Origin of the sequence: Sphingosinicella sp. LHD-64 (genome assembly GCF_031157375.1) — a bacterium.
Lineage (GTDB): Bacteria > Pseudomonadota > Alphaproteobacteria > Sphingomonadales > Sphingomonadaceae > Allosphingosinicella.
The window spans coordinates 35,322-52,579 of record NZ_JAVIFV010000002.1 but is presented as its reverse complement, the minus strand read 5'-3'; the positions used below and the strand labels follow the sequence as shown (position 1 = coordinate 52,579).

The 17,258-nt window shown below is 69.7% G+C and carries 20 protein-coding genes; 10 read left to right on the top strand and 10 right to left on the bottom strand.

Translation table 11 applies throughout. From position 1 onward, the window contains the following. Positions 1 to 49: 49 nt before the first annotated feature. Positions 50 to 637, top strand: coding sequence for a hypothetical protein (locus tag RCO27_RS07130; protein WP_309001981.1), 588 nt, complete (start codon positions 50 to 52; stop codon positions 635 to 637). Here the strand turns inward: RCO27_RS07130 and RCO27_RS07125 are convergent, their stop codons facing one another. From RCO27_RS07125 to RCO27_RS07095, 7 genes are read right to left on the bottom strand one after another with little or no spacing between them, the layout of a single operon-like run. Beyond that, the gene (locus RCO27_RS07125; RefSeq protein ID WP_309001980.1) at positions 638 to 1,324 is read right to left on the bottom strand and encodes an ATP12 family protein; all 687 of its coding nucleotides are present in this window, start codon (positions 1,322 to 1,324) and stop codon (positions 638 to 640) included. Continuing rightward, a complete protein-coding gene (locus RCO27_RS07120) occupies positions 1,321 to 1,551 on the bottom strand; it encodes a hypothetical protein (RefSeq protein ID WP_309001979.1) in 231 nt (76 codons plus the stop codon). Before RCO27_RS07120 ends, RCO27_RS07125 begins: the two co-directional genes overlap by 4 nt. Continuing rightward, positions 1,548 to 2,207, bottom strand: coding sequence for an HAD-IA family hydrolase (locus tag RCO27_RS07115; protein WP_309001978.1), 660 nt, complete (start codon positions 2,205 to 2,207; stop codon positions 1,548 to 1,550). Before RCO27_RS07115 ends, RCO27_RS07120 begins: the two co-directional genes overlap by 4 nt. Further along, complete coding sequence (locus RCO27_RS07110; protein WP_309001977.1) at positions 2,204 to 2,794, bottom strand: FMN-binding negative transcriptional regulator; 591 nt, start codon at positions 2,792 to 2,794, stop codon at positions 2,204 to 2,206. Before RCO27_RS07110 ends, RCO27_RS07115 begins: the two co-directional genes overlap by 4 nt. Beyond that, complete coding sequence (locus tag RCO27_RS07105) at positions 2,794 to 3,888, bottom strand: RluA family pseudouridine synthase (RefSeq protein ID WP_309001976.1); 1,095 nt, start codon at positions 3,886 to 3,888, stop codon at positions 2,794 to 2,796. Before RCO27_RS07105 ends, RCO27_RS07110 begins: the two co-directional genes overlap by 1 nt. Further along, entirely contained in the window at positions 3,885 to 4,259 is a 375-nt protein-coding gene (gene crcB / locus RCO27_RS07100; RefSeq protein ID WP_309001975.1) for a fluoride efflux transporter CrcB, read from the bottom strand. The genes RCO27_RS07105 and crcB overlap by 4 nt, the downstream gene beginning before the upstream one ends. A 42-nt stretch (positions 4,260 to 4,301) precedes the next feature. Continuing rightward, positions 4,302 to 4,688, bottom strand: coding sequence for an LCCL domain-containing protein (locus RCO27_RS07095; RefSeq protein ID WP_309001974.1), 387 nt, complete (start codon positions 4,686 to 4,688; stop codon positions 4,302 to 4,304). Positions 4,689 to 4,874: 186 nt separating this feature from the next. On the opposite strand from RCO27_RS07095, the gene RCO27_RS07090 reads away from it, so the two are divergent. The 9 genes from RCO27_RS07090 to RCO27_RS07050 all read left to right on the top strand — a co-directional run bounded on the left by RCO27_RS07090 (position 4,875) and on the right by RCO27_RS07050 (position 13,505). Then, positions 4,875 to 5,624, top strand: a complete 750-nt coding sequence (locus tag RCO27_RS07090; RefSeq protein WP_309001973.1) for a methyltransferase — start codon at positions 4,875 to 4,877, stop codon at positions 5,622 to 5,624. A 47-nt stretch (positions 5,625 to 5,671) separates the two neighbouring features. Next, positions 5,672 to 6,100 carry a DUF6265 family protein gene (locus RCO27_RS07085; RefSeq protein WP_309001972.1) on the top strand — a complete coding sequence of 143 codons (429 nt, stop codon included), beginning with the start codon at positions 5,672 to 5,674 and terminating at the stop codon, positions 6,098 to 6,100. 10 nt (positions 6,101 to 6,110) lie between these two features. After that, the gene (locus RCO27_RS07080) at positions 6,111 to 6,539 is read left to right on the top strand and encodes a DUF1801 domain-containing protein (RefSeq protein ID WP_309001971.1); all 429 of its coding nucleotides are present in this window, start codon (positions 6,111 to 6,113) and stop codon (positions 6,537 to 6,539) included. 111 nt (positions 6,540 to 6,650) lie between these two features. Further along, on the top strand, positions 6,651 to 7,022 hold the full coding sequence (locus tag RCO27_RS07075; RefSeq protein ID WP_309001970.1) for a BlaI/MecI/CopY family transcriptional regulator: 372 nt from the start codon (positions 6,651 to 6,653) through the stop codon (positions 7,020 to 7,022). Beyond that, positions 7,022 to 8,761: a M56 family metallopeptidase gene (locus RCO27_RS07070; protein WP_309001969.1), complete on the top strand. Its 1,740-nt coding sequence runs from the start codon at positions 7,022 to 7,024 to the stop codon at positions 8,759 to 8,761. Before RCO27_RS07075 ends, RCO27_RS07070 begins: the two co-directional genes overlap by 1 nt. Before the next feature lie 135 nt (positions 8,762 to 8,896). Then, positions 8,897 to 10,600 (top strand): D-aminoacylase, encoded by a 1,704-nt coding sequence (locus RCO27_RS07065; protein WP_309001968.1) that lies wholly within the window; start codon positions 8,897 to 8,899, stop codon positions 10,598 to 10,600. Between the two features lie 81 nt (positions 10,601 to 10,681). Next, complete coding sequence (locus tag RCO27_RS07060; protein ID WP_309001967.1) at positions 10,682 to 11,764, top strand: type III polyketide synthase; 1,083 nt, start codon at positions 10,682 to 10,684, stop codon at positions 11,762 to 11,764. Continuing rightward, entirely contained in the window at positions 11,764 to 12,456 is a 693-nt protein-coding gene (locus RCO27_RS07055; protein WP_374990371.1) for a methyltransferase domain-containing protein, read from the top strand. The genes RCO27_RS07060 and RCO27_RS07055 overlap by 1 nt, the downstream gene beginning before the upstream one ends. Further along, the gene (locus RCO27_RS07050; RefSeq protein WP_309001965.1) at positions 12,435 to 13,505 is read left to right on the top strand and encodes an FAD-dependent monooxygenase; all 1,071 of its coding nucleotides are present in this window, start codon (positions 12,435 to 12,437) and stop codon (positions 13,503 to 13,505) included. Before RCO27_RS07055 ends, RCO27_RS07050 begins: the two co-directional genes overlap by 22 nt. Here RCO27_RS07050 and RCO27_RS07045 read toward each other — a convergent pair. The 3 genes from RCO27_RS07045 to RCO27_RS07035 form a co-directional block, all read right to left on the bottom strand. Next, positions 13,502 to 14,428, bottom strand: a complete 927-nt coding sequence (locus RCO27_RS07045) for a cell wall hydrolase (protein WP_309001964.1) — start codon at positions 14,426 to 14,428, stop codon at positions 13,502 to 13,504. The genes RCO27_RS07050 and RCO27_RS07045 overlap by 4 nt on opposite strands. A 594-nt stretch (positions 14,429 to 15,022) precedes the next feature. Next, the gene (locus tag RCO27_RS07040) at positions 15,023 to 15,766 is read right to left on the bottom strand and encodes a LytTR family DNA-binding domain-containing protein (RefSeq protein WP_309001963.1); all 744 of its coding nucleotides are present in this window, start codon (positions 15,764 to 15,766) and stop codon (positions 15,023 to 15,025) included. Then, positions 15,759 to 17,051: a histidine kinase gene (locus RCO27_RS07035; protein WP_309001962.1), complete on the bottom strand. Its 1,293-nt coding sequence runs from the start codon at positions 17,049 to 17,051 to the stop codon at positions 15,759 to 15,761. Before RCO27_RS07035 ends, RCO27_RS07040 begins: the two co-directional genes overlap by 8 nt. Between the last annotated feature and the right edge of the window lie 207 nt (positions 17,052 to 17,258).

Genomic DNA, 17,258 nt, shown 5'->3' with positions numbered 1-17,258 from the left:
CTGACTCCCGCATTTCGGTTACCGTGCCGCAAACAACAGGGAGGACGACATGGGCAAGGTGCTGGGACGGGTGGTCGTCGGCGCGGCCGCGGCGGCCGTGGCGATGTTCATCATCGGCTTCATCTTCTTCGGCACGCCGCTCGCGAAACTGGGAACGGCGAGCCTCGGCGACACCGAGGCGGCGGCCGTGCAGCAGACGCTGGCCGCCAACCTGCCGCGCACCGGGACCTATTCGGTGCCGAGCGTCGACACCCAGGCGCAGACCAACATGTTCTCGCAGGGGCCGATCGCCACCGTCCATTACAATACGGGCGGGTTCGCGGCGGTCGACAGCACATCGCTGATCAGCGGGCTCGTTCTCAATTTCATCGTCGCGCTGCTGATCGGCGTCGCGCTCTCGATGATCGCCGATCGCGTCGGCGACATGGGATCACGGGTGAAGGTGGCGCTGATCATCGCGATTGCCGCGGCCGCCCTGCATCTGCTCGGCGAGCCGATCTACTACCATCACGACTGGGGCCATTTCATCTATACCTTCGTCGCCGACGTGCTGATGCTCGGGGCCGCGGCGGTGATCGTCGCCTGGTTCCTGCCGCGGGACCGCCGCGCGCCGGCGGACGCGCCCACGGACGTCTGATCAGGCCGGCAGCAGGGTGAGGAAGCGGTGGCCGGCCGCAAAGTCGGCGCGGCGGCTGGCGAGCGCCTGCACGGCCTCGGCATCCTCGCCCCATTTCCCGGCCTGCCACGCCTCGTCGACCGTCGCGGCCGCCCAGGCGGCGTCGAGATTGATCGCGCCTTCGGCCAGCGCCAGCGCGATCACCAGCGATCCCCCCACCGTGACCAGCGGCGACAGGCCGGCGAGCTGGAAGGCGTCGCGCGCCAGCACGGCCTGGGCGAGCTGATCGACCGTGTGCTGCGGCTGGGGGGTGTGGATCACACCGTCGGCGATCGCGAAATCGATATCGTAGCGCCGGCGTGCCCAGACGAGCAGCGGATCCCAGTGTTCCGCCTGCAGTGCGGCGAGCGGTGCCGGCCGGTCGGCCCGGTAGCAGAGCAGGTCGCTCTCGCCATACACGGCGAGGCTGCGCGCAAAGGCATCGGTGTCCGGAGCGATCCGGTCGATCGCGGCATTGGCGAGGCCGGTCATCGGCATCGACCGGGGGTCGACCGTTTCGCCCTGCGCATTCCACTCCGCGGCGATCGCGTTGGCCAATGCGGCGTGCGGCGGCGCGAGGTCCGCGCGTCCCGGCGTCTTCACCGGTCGGCCGTCGAGCAGGATGCGGTTGCCCTCGGCGACGCTGGCCGCCTTGTAGAACCGCTTCATGCGCCCGGCGGCGTCCGCCAGCGCGCCGCCAGCCATTTCGGCCCGAAGAAACTCACCACCAGGGCGGCGATCGCGAGGGGGAAGCCGATGATCGAGCCGCCCTCGACGAAGATGCTGGTCTGCCAGAGAATCAGGCTCAGGAGCACGACGACGGTCGCGCCGATCCTGAGCAGGTTCATCAGGATGAAGCGGTTGCGCCAGACGGCGTCGGGATCCTGCTGTGTCATGCCCATGCCTTCGTGAGATCGAGGATGTCGCGCGGATGGTCCGCGACATGATGCGCGCCGGCCCGGACCAGCTCGTCCGGCGGATGATAGCCCCAGGCGACACCGATCGCGCCGACGCCCGCCGCCCGCGCCATCGCCATGTCGTAGCTCGTGTCGCCGATCATCACGGTGAGTTCCGGCGCCGCTCCGGCATCCGTCATCGCCTGCGCGATCATCGACGGGTGCGGCTTCGAGGGGTGCCGGTCGGCGGTCTGCAGGCTGACGAACCGGTCGGCCAGCCCGTGATGGTCGAGGCAGAGCTTCAGGCCGCGATCCGACTTGCCGGTAGCGACCGCGAGCAGCCAGCCAGCTGCCTCCAGCGCCTCGACCAGTTCGGCAATCCCCTCGTAGAGCGGCTCTTCCTCGAGGCCCCGGGCGCGCATCGCCTGGAAGGCGCGCTTATAATCCTCGGCCATCGCCACGTGGAAATCCGGCTCGGCGTCCGGCAGCATGACCTGCATCGCTTCGGTGAGACTCAGGCCAACGACCTGCCGGGTGCGCTCCGGCAGCGGCACCTCCAGCCCGGCGGCGGAGAAGCATTCGGCCATCGCCGCGCAGATATTGTGCTGGCTGTCGACCAGGGTTCCGTCGCAGTCGAAGATGGCGAGACGGTTCACCGCCCGGCCTCGCGCATCAGGTCCGCGACCGCGCGATTGAATGGCGTCAGGCCGGCAACCGCTCCGGCGCGCTCCTCGTCGCGTTTGTTCTGGCCGAGCTTGCGGGTGCCACGCAGGTCTTCGATCGCCAGCTCGTAGCCGACGATCGCCTTCAGCAGCCCTTCGAACCGGGCCGGCGTCATCTTGCCGCGGGTCCAGGCGGGCTTGGGGGCAAGCCGCGTTTCATGGGCCGCGCTCAAATCGTCGAGCAGGCTTGTCAGCTCATCCTCGTCCATCCGCCGCAGCGACCCCTCCGCCTCGACGCCGACATAGTTCCAGGTCGGCACCTGGTCGGGCGTGCCGTACCAGTCCGGGCTGATATAGGCGTCGGGGCCGAGGCAGGAGACGACGGCGCGGGCGCGGTCCAGCGCCTTTGTCGCGCGGTTGCCACGGGCGACATGGAAGCGCAGGCGGCCCGGTGCATCCACCACGACCGGCGCATGGATGACGAACGGCCCGTCGACCGCGATCGTGCAGAAGGAGATGTCGGCGACGAAGGCCAGCATGGCGTCGCGGTCGTCCCAGGCGAAGCGGCGGTCGGGATGCATCAGCCGTGCCTCCGGCTGCGGCGTTCGCCCTTGCGCTCCTTGCGGCGGGCCTTGGCCACGGCTGAGGCGGCTTTGCGCTTGCCTTCCGGCGTTTCGGAGAACTTGATTTCGTCGAGCGGCAACGCATCGCCGAGTGCGGGATCGAAGCCCAGGCTGGCCAGGCTCGCCGCGAAATGTTCGGGCAGTTCGGCGGTGACGTCGATCCGCCCGCCGTCGGGATGATCGATCCTGAGGCGCCGGGCGTGGAGGTGGAGCTTGCGGCTGATCGTGCCGGTCAGGAAGGCGTCCTGCCCGCCATATTTGCCGTCGCCGACGATCGGATGGCCGATGGCGAGCATGTGGACGCGCAGCTGGTGGGTCCGGCCGGTCAGCGGCTGGAGCTCGACCCAGGCGGCGCGGTTGCCGGCCCGCTCGATCACCCGGTAGCGGGTGCGCGCCGGCTGTCCGTTCTCGCCCTCGTCGACATGCATCTTCTCGCCGCCGGTGCCCGGCTGCTTGGCGAGCGGCAGGTCGATCATCCCGTCCTCGACGGAGGGCACGCCGGCGACCAGCGCCCAGTAGACCTTGCGCGCCGTGCGCCCGGAAAAGCTCTTCGAGAAGGCCGCCGCCGCCCGCGGCGTGCGCGCGACGAGGAGCGCGCCCGACGTGTCCTTGTCGAGCCGGTGCACCAGCTTCGGCCGGGCCGCAGTCTCGCCCGCGAGGCCGTCGAGCAACCGGTCGAGATGGTCCTTCGTCTTGGTGCCGCCCTGAGTCGCGAGGCCGGGCGGCTTGTTGAGGACGAAGGCGGCCGGATCGGCATGGATGACCAGGCTGCGGACGAACTCGACCTCGTCCTCGCTCAACGCTTCGCGCTTGCGCTGCGGTCGGACGGCCGCCGGCGCCTCCTCGCCCTGCGGGGGCACGCGGATGATCTGGCCGGCCTCGATCCGGTCGCCCGGCGTCGCGCGCCTGCCGTCGACGCGGAGCTGCCCGGTCCGCGCCCAGCGCGACACCTGGCCGAAGCCCGCCTCCGGCAGGTTGCGCTTGAACCAGCGGTCCAACCGGATGCCGTCGTCGTCGGCCGCGACGGTGAACTGCCGGACCTCGCCGCTCATGCCGCTGCCCGCATCAGCCAGAGCCCGGCGAACAGCGCCAGCACCGAACCGACGACCGAGGCGGTCACATAAGCGGCGGCGACGCCGATCTCGCCGCGCTGGAGCATGCTGCCGACCTCGAGGCTGAACGCCGAGAAGGTGGTGAAGCCGCCGAGGATGCCGACGCCGAGGAACAGCCGCGTCCCCTCGCTGCCGCCCGCGCGGACCAGCCAGCCGACCAGCAGCCCCATCGCCAGGCCGCCGGCAAGGTTCACTGCCAGCGTTCCCCACGGAAAGCCCGGCCCGAGCAGCCGGAGCGACGCCGCGCCGACCAGATGGCGCAGCCCGGCGCCGATCGCGCCGCCCAGCATGACGAGGAGGAGATGGGGCATTGCCCGCCATGTAGCGATGCCAGGCGGGCGGCGCCAGCCGCGCTAGCGGTCGAAAGCGAAGCTGGTCGAGAAACTGCCCCACGCGCTGGCGCCGATGCCGTTGCGCGCGCTGGCGGCATAGCTGTCGCGGCCTTCGCTGACGCGCAGGCGCACCTCGCCGCCGGCCGCGGACACGGCGCCGGCATGCCGGGCGGCCCGGCAGACCGAGGAATCGGCGGTATAGAGGCCGCTTCCCCAGACCGAACCGGTGGAAGCTGCTTCGGCAGAACAGGCGCAGACGAGCGACGCCTGGCCGGCGAGCTTTTCCGGACAGGCCGGCGCGCCGCCGGCCTGCGCCGCGGCGGCCGTCGTCCCGATCCCCGGCAATGCGATGAAAGCGAGCCCGGCGCCCGCGACCGTGGACATCGCGACGATGGCTTCACGCAGCATGGCGATCCCCCCCAAAGGTCGAAGGCCAGACTATCATGACGAGCGCGCAACGAAAATGACCGGAAAAAAGGCCCCGAGCGAAGCCGGTCCGGACGCCCCGTCGAAGCGCCGTGCGTCTTTGTCGAAACCCATCAGGCGCCTCGGTGCGGGATGAAATAAGCGGACGTCTTTCGAAGGGGATGCTCCATGCTCAAGCACGGCCTGATCGCTCTTGCCCTCACCCTCGCGCCCGTCGCCGCCCAGGCGCAGCCGGCGGACGTCGCCGCCGCGGTTTCGGCGCCCGGCCGCCCGGAGGCGGCGGTCGCGCTCGATGCCGGGCGCAAGCCCGCCGAGGTGCTCGCCTTCGGGGGGCTCCAGCGCGGGGCCCGCGCGCTCGATCTGTTCACCGGCTCGGGCTATTACGGGGAGATCATGGCGCGTGCCGTCAGCCCGCAGGGCAGCGTCGTCGGCTGGAATCCCAGCCAGTTCGTCGGCGACGACGATCGCCAGACCCTGGCCGCGGTCCACCAGCGCAGCGCCAACTTCACCGCCATCGACAGCCGCCCCGAAGCGATCTCGCTGCCCGCCGACAGCTTCGATTTCGCGATGATCAACCTCAACTATCACGATGCCTATTTCACCTCGGCGCGTTCGGGCTTTCGCATGGAGCCGGCACCGTTCCTGCAGGCGGTGTTCCAGTCGCTGAAGCGTGGCGGCACGATCGTCGTGATCGATCATGTCGCCAATCCCGGCGGCGACACGCGGCAGGTGGTCGATGCGCTCCATCGGATCGATCCGGCGACGATCCGGGCCGATTTCGAGCGCGCGGGCTTCGTCTTCGACGGCGAATCCCCGATCCTGCGCAATCCCGGGGACGACCACAGCAAGGGCGTGTTCGATCCCGCCATTCAGGGTCGGACCGATCGGGTCGTCTATCGATTCCGCAAACCTGCCTAGCGCCGCGCTGCCCTTCGGGTGCATGATGCAGCCAAGGGGAGGTGGTTATGAGCATTTTCCTGGCCGCGATGCTGGCGCTGCAAGCGCCGGCGAGCGTGGGTGATCTGGACTGGCTGAGCGGCCGCTGGGAGACGATGGAGGCGGGGCGCTGGACCGAGGAAAGCTGGTCCGCGCCGCGCGGCGGGCTGCTGCTCGGTTACAGCCGCTCGGGCCGTGGCGAGACGGTGCGCGAGTTCGAGCATCTGCGCATCCAGGCCGGCGCCGACGGTGTCCCGGTCTATTGGGCCTCGCCGGGCGGCAGGGAGGCGGTCGCGTTCCGGCTCGTCTCGGCGACCGGCACGGAGGCCGTGTTCGAGAATCCCCGGCATGATTTCCCGCAGCGAATCCGCTATCGTCGCGACGGCGAGACACTGGTCGCGACGATCTCGGCGATCGATGGCGCCAACGCGACGAGCTGGACCTACCGACGACAATAGGGGGAGGGGGATGGCCGCCGAGCTCAAGACCAAGCCGACCGACGTCGGCGTCGAGGCGTTCCTCGACAATGTCGCTGACCCGCGGCGGCGCGAGGACGCCAGAGCGGTCCGCGCGATGATGGAGCGTATCACGGGGGAGCCGGCGACAATGTGGGGGCCCAGCATCGTCGGCTTCGGCACCTATCATTATAAGTATGACAGCGGTCACGAGGGGACCATGTGCCGCCTTGGCTTCTCCCCGAGGAAGGCCGAGTTGGTACTCTATGTCCTGACCGAGTCCGAGGGGCAGGATGCGTTGCTCGCCAGGCTTGGCAAGCATCGCACCGGCAAGTCCTGCCTTTATATCAAGCGCCTCGCCGACGTGGACCGGAGCGTGCTGGAGGAGCTGGTGTCGCAGGCCCTGGCCTATATGCGCGAGCGTTATCCCGAAGGTGCCTGACATGTTCATCCAGGCTTCATCTTCCGGGGCCGAAACGAGACTCAGGTGCGACGGAACGCGCTTGCATCCTGCGACATCTGTGGCATGCTACAAAGGTAGCAGGTGAGGCCCATGATCGATTCGCTTCCGCGCCGCGAGCGCGAAATCTTCGAAATCCTCTGCAGCGCCGGCGAGGCGACCGCAGCCGATGTCCGCAGCACCATGGCCGATCCGCCAAGCTATTCGGCGGTGCGCACGCTGCTCGCCCGGCTCGAGGCGCGCGGGCTGGTCAGACACCGCGTCGAGGACCTCGCTTATGTGTACAAGAGCGTCCCGCAGCCCGCCAAGGTGCGCGAGTCGGCGCTGAAGCAGATGGTGAAGACCTTCTTCGACGGGTCGGCGGCGAGCGCGGCGACGGCGCTGCTCGGCCTCACCAAGAGCCTGTCGCCGGACGAAGCGGCGGCCCTCAGACGGGCGATCGACGAAGCCAAGGAGCGCGAGTGATGGAACTCTCCTTCTTTGCCGAAATGGCGTGGAAATCGGCGCTGATCAGCGGCGCGGCCCTGGCCTTCGCGATGCTGCTGCGCTCGCGGGCGGCGGCGGACCGGGCGATGGTGCTCCGGATCGGCGTCGCCATGCTGCTCGCGCTGCCGCTCATCGTTCTGTTCCTCCCGGCGCTGGAGATCGTCGCGTTCGCCGCGCCCGCGGCGCCGGCGCTGCCGTCCGCGGCCTATGCCGGCCTCTCGCTCGCCGATCTCGGCACGCTGCCGCCGGCGGCGGAGCCGACGATCTGGGACGATCCGACGCCGCTGATCGTGCTCGCCTATCTCGGCGGCCTCGTGATGGTCGGCGGCCGCCTCGTCGCCGGCCTGTTCATGCTGCATCGCTGGACCCGCGCCGCGCGCGACGTGACCTGTCCGGAATGGCAGGCGGCGCTCGACCGCGTCCGCTGGAGCGCCGGCGATCCCGAATCGATCCGCCTCATGGTCTCGGACCTCGTCAAGTCGCCGCTGAGCTGGGGCTGGCTGCGTCCGGTGATCCTGATCGACCCCGACACGCTCGACGAGCCGGAGGATGCGGAGGCGATCCTCGCCCATGAGGTGGCGCACATCGCCCGCCGCGACTGGCTGTCGCTGATGCTCGCCCGCGTCGCCGCCACCCTCTTCTGGTTCAACCCGCTGGTCTGGCTGCTGGAGCGCGAGATCGTCCAGCAGGCGGAGGAAGCTGCCGACCTCGAGGCCGCCCAGCGCGTCGATCCGGCCCGTTATGCCGAGACCTTGCTGAGCTGGGCGCGGTTCAACGGCATGGTGCCGGCGAACAGCATCGCGCCGACCTCGAGCGCGCTTGGCCGTCGTGTCCGCGCTGTGCTCGACCGCAGCACCCGCGAACGCCCGACGGGCTCGGTCTGGACCCGGATCGCCATGCTGCTGTGCCTCGGCATCGCCGCGCCGGTCGCCGCCGCCAAGCTGGTCGCCGCCGCCCAGGATCCGGCCGCGGTACCCGAGGCCCCGGCCGCGCCGGCCGCACCCTCTGCACCGTCTGCGCCGGATCCCGTCGCGCCGCCTGCCCCACCGGCTCCACCGGCGCCCCTCGATATCGAGCTGCCCGCGATTCCCGAGGTGCCGGACATGACTCCGGCGATCGAAGGGGCGCTCGCCGTCCTGCCGCAGGTGCCGCGGATCGTCGCGTCCGCGACCGCCTCGGTCGAGCCCTCGCTCCGTCTCGCCCAGGTCGAGATGCGCCGGGCCGGCCGCAGCCACGCCGAGATCGACGAGGCGATGCGCGAGGCGCGCCGCGAGATCACTCGCGCTCAGGCCGAGGCTCGTCGCACGCGTGACCGGGAAGTTGCGGAAGCGATGCGCGAGGCGCGCCGCGAGATCGCCCAGGCGCATCGTGTCCGCCGGGTCGAGGTCGCCGCTGCGATGCGCGAGGCGCAGCGGGCGATCGCAGCCGTGCCGCGCACCGTCGCGGTTTCCATGGCGAGCGCCGCCACCGGAATGGAGCGGGGTGCCGCCGGAATGGAGCGCGGCGCGGATCAGATGGAGCGCACCGCCCACCGGCTCGAGAGCGATCCCGCCTATCGCGAGGAGCAGATACGCCGCGCCCGCGAGCAGGGCGAGACCGTCACCCACGAGCAGCTGATCGACGCCGCCGACGACATGCGCGACGGCGCCGAAGGCATGCGCGAGGGCGCCCGCGAGATGCGCGAAAGCGCCGCAAGGATGCGCCGCGGCGAAAGCTGAAATCCCGCAGGGGACTCCAGGGAGACGAATGGCGGGCATCCCCCTGGGCCCGCCATTCTTTTTTGTTTCTGCAGCTTGAGCCGCATCGCCGGCCGCCGCATGGTCGCGCCCATCTGCGACTGAACGGAGGGGCTCATGCGACGTTTCGGTGCCTGGCTTGCGGGTTTTGCCTTGCTGTTCACCGGGCCGTCCCAGGCCCAGCAGCCGGCGTCCGCCTACGACATCGTCATCCGCGGCGGAACCATCTACGACGGCCGGGGCGGCGCGCCTTATGCCGGCGATGTCGCCATCGCGGATGACCGGATCGCGGCGGTCGCGCCGCGGATCGAGGACCGCGGCACGCGCGAGATCGACGCCACCGGCCTCGCCGTCGCGCCCGGCTTCATCAACATGCTGAGCTGGGCGACCGAATCGCTGATCCAGGACGGCCGCAGCCAGAGCGACATCCGCCAGGGAGTCACGCTGGAGGTGATGGGCGAGGGCTGGTCAATGGGACCGCTCACCGAGGCGATGCGCCGCCGGGCCGTCGCCGACCAGAGCGACATCCGCTATCCCGTCACCTGGACCTCGCTCGGCGACTATCTCGAGCATCTGCAGCGGCGCGGCATCGCGCCCAATGTGGCGAGCTTCGTCGGTGCGACGACGGTTCGCATCCACGAGCTCGGCGAGGGCGATGTCGATCCAGATCCGACGCAGCTCGCACGGATGCGGGCGCTGGTCCGCCAGGCGATGAACGAAGGCGCGATGGGCGTCGGCAGCTCGCTCATCTACGCGCCCGCCAGCTTCGCGGAGACCGACGAGCTGGTCGCGCTGGTGACCGAGGCCGGTCGCTGCGGCGGCATGTATATCAGCCACATGCGCTCGGAAGGCGACCGCATCCTCGAGTCGGTCGACGAGTTGATCGAGATCGCCCGCCGCTCCGGCGCCCCGGCGGAAATCTACCATCTCAAGCTCGCCGGCCGGAACAACTGGAACCGGTTCGACGAAGTGGTCCGCAGGATCGAGGCGGCGCGCGCGGCCGGCGTCCGGATCAGCACCGACATGTACACCTACACCGCCGGCGAGACCGGGCTCGATGCGTCGATGCCGCTCTGGGTGCGCGAAGGTGGCAATGAGGCCTGGTTCGCGCGGCTGCGCGATCCGGCGACGCGGGCGCGCGTCGCCGCCGAGATGCGCGCGCCAGGCCAGGGCTGGGAGAATCTCTATCATGGCGCGGGCGCGGACGGCGTCGTCTTCTCCGAATTCCGCAATCCGGCGCTGCGCCGCTATGTCGGCAAGACGCTGGCCGAGGTCGCGCGCGAGCGCGGCAAGAGCCCGGAGGAGACGGCGATGGACCTCGTTGTCGAGGACGGCAGCCGGGTCGGCACGATCTATTTCCTGATGAGCGAGGACAATGTCCGCCGCGGCATCCGTCTGCCGTGGATGAGCTTCGGGTCGGACGGGGGGAGCGTCGCCGCCGAGCCGCCGTTCACCAACGGCAATCCGCATCCGCGTGCTTATGGCAATTTCGCGCGCCTGCTGGGTCGCTACGTTCGCGACGAGCGGCTGATTTCGCTCGAGGAAGCGGTGCGGCGGCTGACCTCACTGCCGGCGTCGAACCTGGGCATTCGGGATCGTGGCACGCTTGCTGCCGGCAATTTCGCCGATCTCGCCATCTTCGATCCCGCGACGATCGCCGACCGCGCGACCTTCGCGCAGCCACATCAATATGCGATCGGCATGCGCCATGTCTTCGTGAACGGCACGCAGGTCCTCGCCGACGGCGAGCCGACCGGCGCGACGCCGGGGCGGGTGGTGCGCGGGCCGGGCTGGAACCGCTGCCCGCCGGCGGCCGAATGACGGCGCATCCCATATTGCCACGGACCCGGTTCGCATCGTAGCCGTTGTGGGACAGGGGCGCATGTCCGGAAGGGAATCGCCGTGACCGAACGACGCGCCTTCATCAACGCCATTGCCGGTGCGACGCCCGAGCATGACGTGCACCGCCTGTTCATCGACTGGGCCGAGGCCCAGGTCGAGGACGAACGGATGCGCAGGCTGTTCATGCGCATGGCCGATCGCTCGGGCATCGACCATCGCTGGTCGGTGCTGCCGCCGGCGCCGGGCGGGCTGAGGCACGATGCCCCGGGCGGCTTCTACCATGGCGGGATGCCGCCTACGTCGACGCGCATGGCCTGCTATGCCGAGGAGGCACCGAAGCTCGCGCTCGCCGCCATCGAGAACTTGCGGGCCCGGACCGACCTCGACGGCATCACCCATCTCGTCGTGGCGAGCTGCACCGGCTTCATCGCGCCGGGCATCGACCAGATCATCGCGCGCGCGCTCGGCATCCCGAACGTCGAGCGCACCCTCGTCGGCTTCATGGGCTGCTACGCGGCGGTCTCGGCGCTGCGTACGGCCTATCACATCGCCCGCTCTGAGCCTCGTGCGCGGGTCCTCGCGGTGACCATCGAGCTGTGCACCTTGCACCTGCAGGAGACGCAGCAGCTCGAATCGCTGCTCGCCATGCTCCAGTTCAGCGACGGGGCCGCGGCGGCGCTGGTGACCTCCGAGCCGGGCGGTTTCGAGATGACCCATCTCTTCTCGCTCGCGCTCCAGGAGAGTGCCGAGCTCATCCAGTGGAAGATCGGCGACACCGGCTTCGAGATGACCCTCTCCGGCGAGGTGCCGAACCGCATCCAGCACGCGCTGGAAGACGAGGCTGTCCGCGCAACGCTCTACAACGGCTGGGGAGCGGGCGAGATCGACTCCTGGGCGGTCCATGCCGGCGGCCGGTCGATCCTCGACGCGGTCGAGCGCGGGCTGGCCCTGCCGCAGGGCGCGCTTTTCGCGTCGCGTGAAATCCTTGCCGAGCGCGGCAACATGTCGTCGGCGACCTTGATGTTCGTGCTTGCGCTGCTGATGGAGCGGCCGGGCACGGAGCGCGGCGCGGCGATCGCATTCGGGCCGGGCCTTGCCGCGGAAGGCTTCCATTTCGAGCGGGCGGACCGAGGGACGGCGTGATCGATCTGGCCGAGCGCATCCGTCGGGACGAACAGATGGACGATCCCGCGCTCGATCCCAAGGTCTACGATGCCGTGCTCCATGATCTCGCCCGGGTGAACGCCTGGACCTTGGCGGCACGGCCGACGCTCGGCTTTCTGAAACGCGCGGCGCGGGGCATGCCCGCGTTCCGCCTGCTCGACGTCGGCTTCGGCCAGGGCGACATGCTCCGCCGCATCGCACGCTGGGCGCGGCGCAGGGGACAGGCGGTCGATCTCGTCGGGGTCGATCTCAATCCCGGCAGCGCTGCGGTTGCGCGGGCGGCGACGCCCCCTGCCATGCCGATCGAATATCGCACCGGCGACTATGAGGCCCAGCCGACGCCGTTCGATTTCGTCGTCTCCAGCCTCGTCGCCCACCATATGACCGACGAGGAGCTGCTCGCGTTCATCGCCTATATGGAACGGATGGCGCTGCGCGGCTGGATCATCAACGATCTCCATCGTCACCGCTTCGCCTATTGCGGCTTTCCATTGCTCGCATGGGCACTCGGCGTCCATCCGATCGTGCGCGAGGACGGACAGGTCTCGATCGGCCGCGCGTTTCGCCCCGCCGAGTGGCGCGCGATCCTCGCCCGCGCCGGCCTGCCGGAAGGCGCGGCGCGGATCGTTCGGCGCTTCCCGTTCCGGCTGTGCGTCGAGCGGCTGCACTGATCGTCGGCGGCGGGCCGGCCGGATCGGCCGCTGCGATCGGCCTTGCCCGCGCCGGCGCCATGCCGGTGATCATCGAGCGTGCGCCGGGCCCGCGCGACGTCGTCTGCGGCGGCTTCCTCGGCTGGGACGCGCTGGCGCATCTGCGGCGGCTCGGGCTCGATCCGGCCCGGCTCGGCGCCCGTCCGATCCGCCGCCTGCGCCTCGTCGCCGGCACCCGGGTCGTCGAAGCGGATCTGCCCGGGGCGGCGGCCGGCTTGTCGCGGCGCGCCCTCGACGCGGCCCTTCTGCAGATCGCCGAGGCCGAAGGCGCGACCGTGCTGCGCGGACGTGCCGCGCGGGCGGTCGAGGGGCACCGGGTGCGGCTCGACGACGGACATGAGATCGAGGCCGATTCCCTGTTCGTCGCGACCGGCAAGCATGAGTTGCGCGGCACGGTGCGGGACCTGGGCGCGCATGGTGTCTCGGTCGGTCTGCGCGCAACGTTGGTCCCGACGCCGAAGCTGGAACATGCTTTGGCCGCCACGATCGAGCTTCATCTCTACGACCGCGGCTATGCGGGCCTGCTGGTTCAGGAGGATGGCGCCGTCAACCTGTGCCTGACCGTGGCGCAGGACCGGATGGCCGGAGGGCGCGCGGCCTTCCTTGCCGCGCTCATGAGCGAGGCACCGTTGCTGGCCGAGCGCATCGGCGCATTGCCGAAAGGATGGGAGGCGATCGCCGGCGTGCCCTATGGCTGGCGCGCGCGGACGACGAAGCCGGGAATCTACCGCGTGGGCGATCAGGTTGCCGTGATCGCGAGCTTCGCCGGCGACGGCATCGCCGTGGCTCTGGCGAGCGGTGCGGCCGCGGCCCAGGCCTGCCTCCATGGCGACGGCAGGGGCGCCCGCGCCTATCAGGCCGGTTTCGCCCGGCGCGCCGCCCGACCGGTCAAGGTGGCCGAGGCGCTCCGGCACATGGCCGAGCATCGCGCCGGGCGCACGGCAATGATGCAGCTGGCAAAGATCGGCGGGCTCGTCGGCCTCGCCGCGCGCCTCAGCCGGATCGGCTAGCGCGCGCCGGCGATCGCCGCCGGCGCGTCGGCCCGCCACTGGCCGGACTGGCGATATTCATCGCGCACGGTCGATTCGGGAAGGTTGCTCGCCGTCCAGCGCGGGTCCTGCGGAATATCGGACGGAACGCTCGGCGCGGCGGGCATTGGCAGCGCCGCTGCTGCAAGCTCGGGCACTGCCGGCATCGTCGGGGTGCGGAAGAAGATCTGCGTCGGCTGTGGAATCGGCTCGCGTCCCGTATAGGCGGCGGTGAAGGCTGTCGGCCGGCCCCCGGCGCCGGGCAGGCGATAGAAGATGTGTGCGCCGATCACGGTGGTGAGCGCCAGGCGCGGCGCCCAGGAGGGCGACACCGCATTGGTATGATAGTGGGTCGAGAGCCCGACCGGCGCATAGCTCTGACCGGCCAGCGCCTCGGCCGCGATCGCCCGTGCCCGTGCCCAGGCCACTCCCTGGGGCCGCATGCCAAGCGAGCCGTCGCAGGTGAAGGTGAACTGGCAGCCGCCGCCGGCGCGCAGGGGACCCTGGTAGACCACGCCGCAGATGCTCTTTGGCCAGGCCGGGTGGCGCACCCGGTTGATCACGACCTGCGCGACCGCCCGTTGCCCGTCCTCGTTCTCCGAGCGCGCTTCGTAATAGACCGCCTCCGCCAGGCAATCGAGCGCGCGCAGCCGGTCGAGCGGCGTGCGTGTCTGGAACGCATAGCCCGTGGCACCCGATACCGCGGAGACGGCCGCCGTCGGTGTCGGCATGGCGGTATGCGGCAAAGGGGCAGGCGCGGTGGGAGCCTCGATCGCGACGAAGGTCATCGGCGCTTCGGCGCTGATCCCCGGAACGCATGACGCGCTGGTCAACGCAAGGCCGAGCAGCGCGAGCGAACGCGCCGTCGCAACCCCGCTTCGCCCCGATTGCCTGCTCGCCGCCATACCCGTTCCCACCGGGGCACAGCGCCCGGAACAGGCAGATAGCGCCAACCTGCGCGTCAATGCGCCCCCCGATTTCGGCGCGTCCCATTCGGGGACAGACGGCGGCGGGAAGCTTACTCACCCGGTCGAATCCGCTTCTCTCCAGGCGACCCGGAATGGCGATTTGTCGAGCCGCCATCTCCGTTTGCAGAACAAATCGGCACGATCGTCGAAAGCCACGGGCGCCAGGCATCGATCGGGCGCAAGGAAGACGGGCGGCTCGGGTGGTGCGGAGTTTCCCCCTTTCCGGCGCCCCGGGGCCGCACGAGAGCCCGCGACGGGCATGAGATTTGGTCGTGAGGTGCGCTGCGAGCTGAGCCCACCGGCAGCGCCACTCCACAGGGAGGCGACGGTTCCCCGCCGTCGCCTCCCATTTTACTTTCACGAGAGGTCTGGATCTAAGCTGTATCGATATTCACCCCTTCCCCTCTCCCTTGAGGGAGAGGGCAGGGTGAGGGTGTCGGGCGTTCGAGGCTATATTCTGACCCAGAACCCCCTCACCCCAACCCTCTTCCCGCTGGGGAGAGGGAGCTTCGCGTTGGATGCCGATTCAACCTAGCGCCCCGCGAGCCGCTTCACCTCGTCGACATAGGACCGGCCGATTCGCTGTTCGCCGCCGTCGCGCAATCGCGCGGTCCAATGGCCGGTTTCGTCGCGATAGAGGCCGGTGATGGTGTCGCGCCGCAGGATCACCGATCGATGCACCCGGAGGAAATGCGCGGGATCGAGCTCGGCTTCCAGCTTGCCGATCGTGCGGTGGATCAGCCAGCTGCGCGGGCCGACATGCAGTCGCATATAGTCGCGTTCGGCCGTCACCCGATCGATATCGGACGCGGCGATTCGCACCAGGCCGGTATGGTCCGGTACCCAGAACTCCTCGACATGGCCCGCCGCCGCCCTGCCGCTCCCGCCGCCGCCGGCTGCAAGATGCGCGCGTGCCCGTTCGAGCGCGCGGCCGAGCCGCTCGGGCTGCACCGGCTTCATCAGATAGTCGATCGCTGCCACGTCGAACGCCGCGACGGCGAAGTTGTCGAAGGCGGTGATGAACACGATCGCCGGATCAACTGTCGACGTGGAGAGCGCCCGGGCGACGTCGATCCCGTCCATGCCGGGCATGGCGATGTCGAGCAGCACGAGGTCGGGCGTCACCGCCTCGGCGATGCGCAGCGCCGCTTCGCCCTCGTTCGCGGTGCCGACCACGGTGACATTGGGCAGGCGCGCGAGCAGCAGTTGCAGCCGCTCGACGGCGAGCGGCTCGTCGTCCACGACCATGACGCGCAACAGCGCCGGCTCAGTCATCGCGCACCACCGGCATGAACAGATGAACGGTGTAGCCGCCGTCGGGATCGGTGCCGTAGAGGCATCCCGCCCGGCTGCCGTAGCGTGCGTCCAGCCGCTCGCAGACATTGCGGAGGCCGACGCCGGTGCCGCCTTCCCCTTCGGGCGGGGGGGCGTCGCCGTCGTCCTTGACCTTGAGGTGGAGCCGGCCCGCTTCCTCGTAGGCCGAGATGCGGATGGTCACCGGCTTCTTCGATTTGGCGACACCATATTTGACTGCGTTCTCGACGATCGGCTGAAGGATCAGGATCGGCACCTGCGCGCCGAGCAGCGGCGGCGGAATGTTGACCTCGACCGTCAGGCGCTGCGGGAAGCGGATCTGCTCGATGTCAAGATAGAGCCGCTGGAGCTTGATCTCCTCTTCGAGCGGGACGTCGGCCGTCGGATCGGCCGAGAGCGTCGCGCGGAAGAAGGTCGACAGGTTCATCAGCATCTGCTCGGCCGTGTCGGTGCGCTGCGAGAGGATCAGCGAGGACAGCGAGTTCAGCGTATTGAACAGGAAGTGCGGGTTGATCTGGTAACGCAGCGCCCTCAACTGCGCTTCCTGCGCCTCGCGGGCGAGGACGCCGGCGCGGCGGTCGGCGGCGCGGAGCTGGCGGGCATAGCTCGACGCGACGAAGAAGGCGGCCCAGGCGGCAAAGATGAAATACCAGGACAGCGCGCTTTCGGCGATCGAGCGCAGCGCGATCTCGAGCGGCGTCCACTGCATCGCCTTCATGCTGCTCATCTCCTCAAGCGTCGAATCGAGCGGCGCGAAGATGTAGAAGATGTAGTAGTTGAAGGAGGAGAACAGCAGACATGCCGGCAGGCACAGGGCCGCGGCAACGGCGGCATAGGTGTTGAGGCTTGCCCCCCGTGCCGGCCGGAGCGCCAGGTAGACCAGGAAGGTGATCGTCGCGCCGACGATGGTGGCGGCGGCCCGCCGGGCGAGCATGTCCCAGAAATTCTCGTACTGAAGGACGACGGCGCGCAGCGTGATCAGCCCGATATAGAGCAGCCAGAAGGCGATGATCGACTTGATCGCGATGCCGAGATCCGGCAGCCGGCGCGCCTCAGCCTCGGCAGGTATTCTGTCCATGCCGTTCCTTAACGCGGGCTGACTCGAAAAGCCTTGCCGGCCGGGGTCGTTCGCAGAAGGGAGGGGCGCGTTGGTCGAAAAGCCGGGCAGCGGGCGGCGATAGCCATGCGCATCGGCTTCGCCCAGCGCCGGCTCGTCCTCGCCGCCCCGGTTCATCTTGTTGCCCACGCGCATCGCATAGCACGGATTCTGGAGGCCGCGAGCGCACCTTTGCCCCGCTTATCCACAGGTCGCGCCCGCAACGACGGCCGTTGCAGAACCGCAATGACCCCGGATTTCAGGGGTTTCCGGTCGGCCCCTGTTGCGCTTCGGCGACACCGTCCCGGCGAGCGACAGATGTCTTCCTTTTTGCGTTGCAGCAGGAATCGAACTCTG

What these genes read in the sequence shown, in the direction of transcription:
- RCO27_RS07130 (WP_309001981.1), top strand. Translation starts at nt 50, where the DNA reads ATGGGCAAGGTGCTGGGACGGGTGGTCGTCGGCGCGGCCGCGGCGGCC.
- RCO27_RS07125 (WP_309001980.1), bottom strand. Translation starts at nt 1,324, where the DNA reads ATGAAGCGGTTCTACAAGGCGGCCAGCGTCGCCGAGGGCAACCGCATC.
- RCO27_RS07120 (WP_309001979.1), bottom strand. Translation starts at nt 1,551, where the DNA reads ATGACACAGCAGGATCCCGACGCCGTCTGGCGCAACCGCTTCATCCTG.
- RCO27_RS07110 (WP_309001977.1), bottom strand. Translation starts at nt 2,794, where the DNA reads ATGCATCCCGACCGCCGCTTCGCCTGGGACGACCGCGACGCCATGCTG.
- RCO27_RS07105 (WP_309001976.1), bottom strand. Translation starts at nt 3,888, where the DNA reads ATGAGCGGCGAGGTCCGGCAGTTCACCGTCGCGGCCGACGACGACGGC.
- crcB (WP_309001975.1), bottom strand. Translation starts at nt 4,259, where the DNA reads ATGCCCCATCTCCTCCTCGTCATGCTGGGCGGCGCGATCGGCGCCGGG.
- RCO27_RS07095 (WP_309001974.1), bottom strand. Translation starts at nt 4,688, where the DNA reads ATGCTGCGTGAAGCCATCGTCGCGATGTCCACGGTCGCGGGCGCCGGG.
- RCO27_RS07090 (WP_309001973.1), top strand. Translation starts at nt 4,875, where the DNA reads ATGCTCAAGCACGGCCTGATCGCTCTTGCCCTCACCCTCGCGCCCGTC.
- RCO27_RS07085 (WP_309001972.1), top strand. Translation starts at nt 5,672, where the DNA reads ATGAGCATTTTCCTGGCCGCGATGCTGGCGCTGCAAGCGCCGGCGAGC.
- RCO27_RS07080 (WP_309001971.1), top strand. Translation starts at nt 6,111, where the DNA reads ATGGCCGCCGAGCTCAAGACCAAGCCGACCGACGTCGGCGTCGAGGCG.
- RCO27_RS07075 (WP_309001970.1), top strand. Translation starts at nt 6,651, where the DNA reads ATGATCGATTCGCTTCCGCGCCGCGAGCGCGAAATCTTCGAAATCCTC.
- RCO27_RS07070 (WP_309001969.1), top strand. Translation starts at nt 7,022, where the DNA reads ATGGAACTCTCCTTCTTTGCCGAAATGGCGTGGAAATCGGCGCTGATC.
- RCO27_RS07065 (WP_309001968.1), top strand. Translation starts at nt 8,897, where the DNA reads ATGCGACGTTTCGGTGCCTGGCTTGCGGGTTTTGCCTTGCTGTTCACC.
- RCO27_RS07045 (WP_309001964.1), bottom strand. Translation starts at nt 14,428, where the DNA reads ATGGCGGCGAGCAGGCAATCGGGGCGAAGCGGGGTTGCGACGGCGCGT.
- RCO27_RS07040 (WP_309001963.1), bottom strand. Translation starts at nt 15,766, where the DNA reads ATGACTGAGCCGGCGCTGTTGCGCGTCATGGTCGTGGACGACGAGCCG.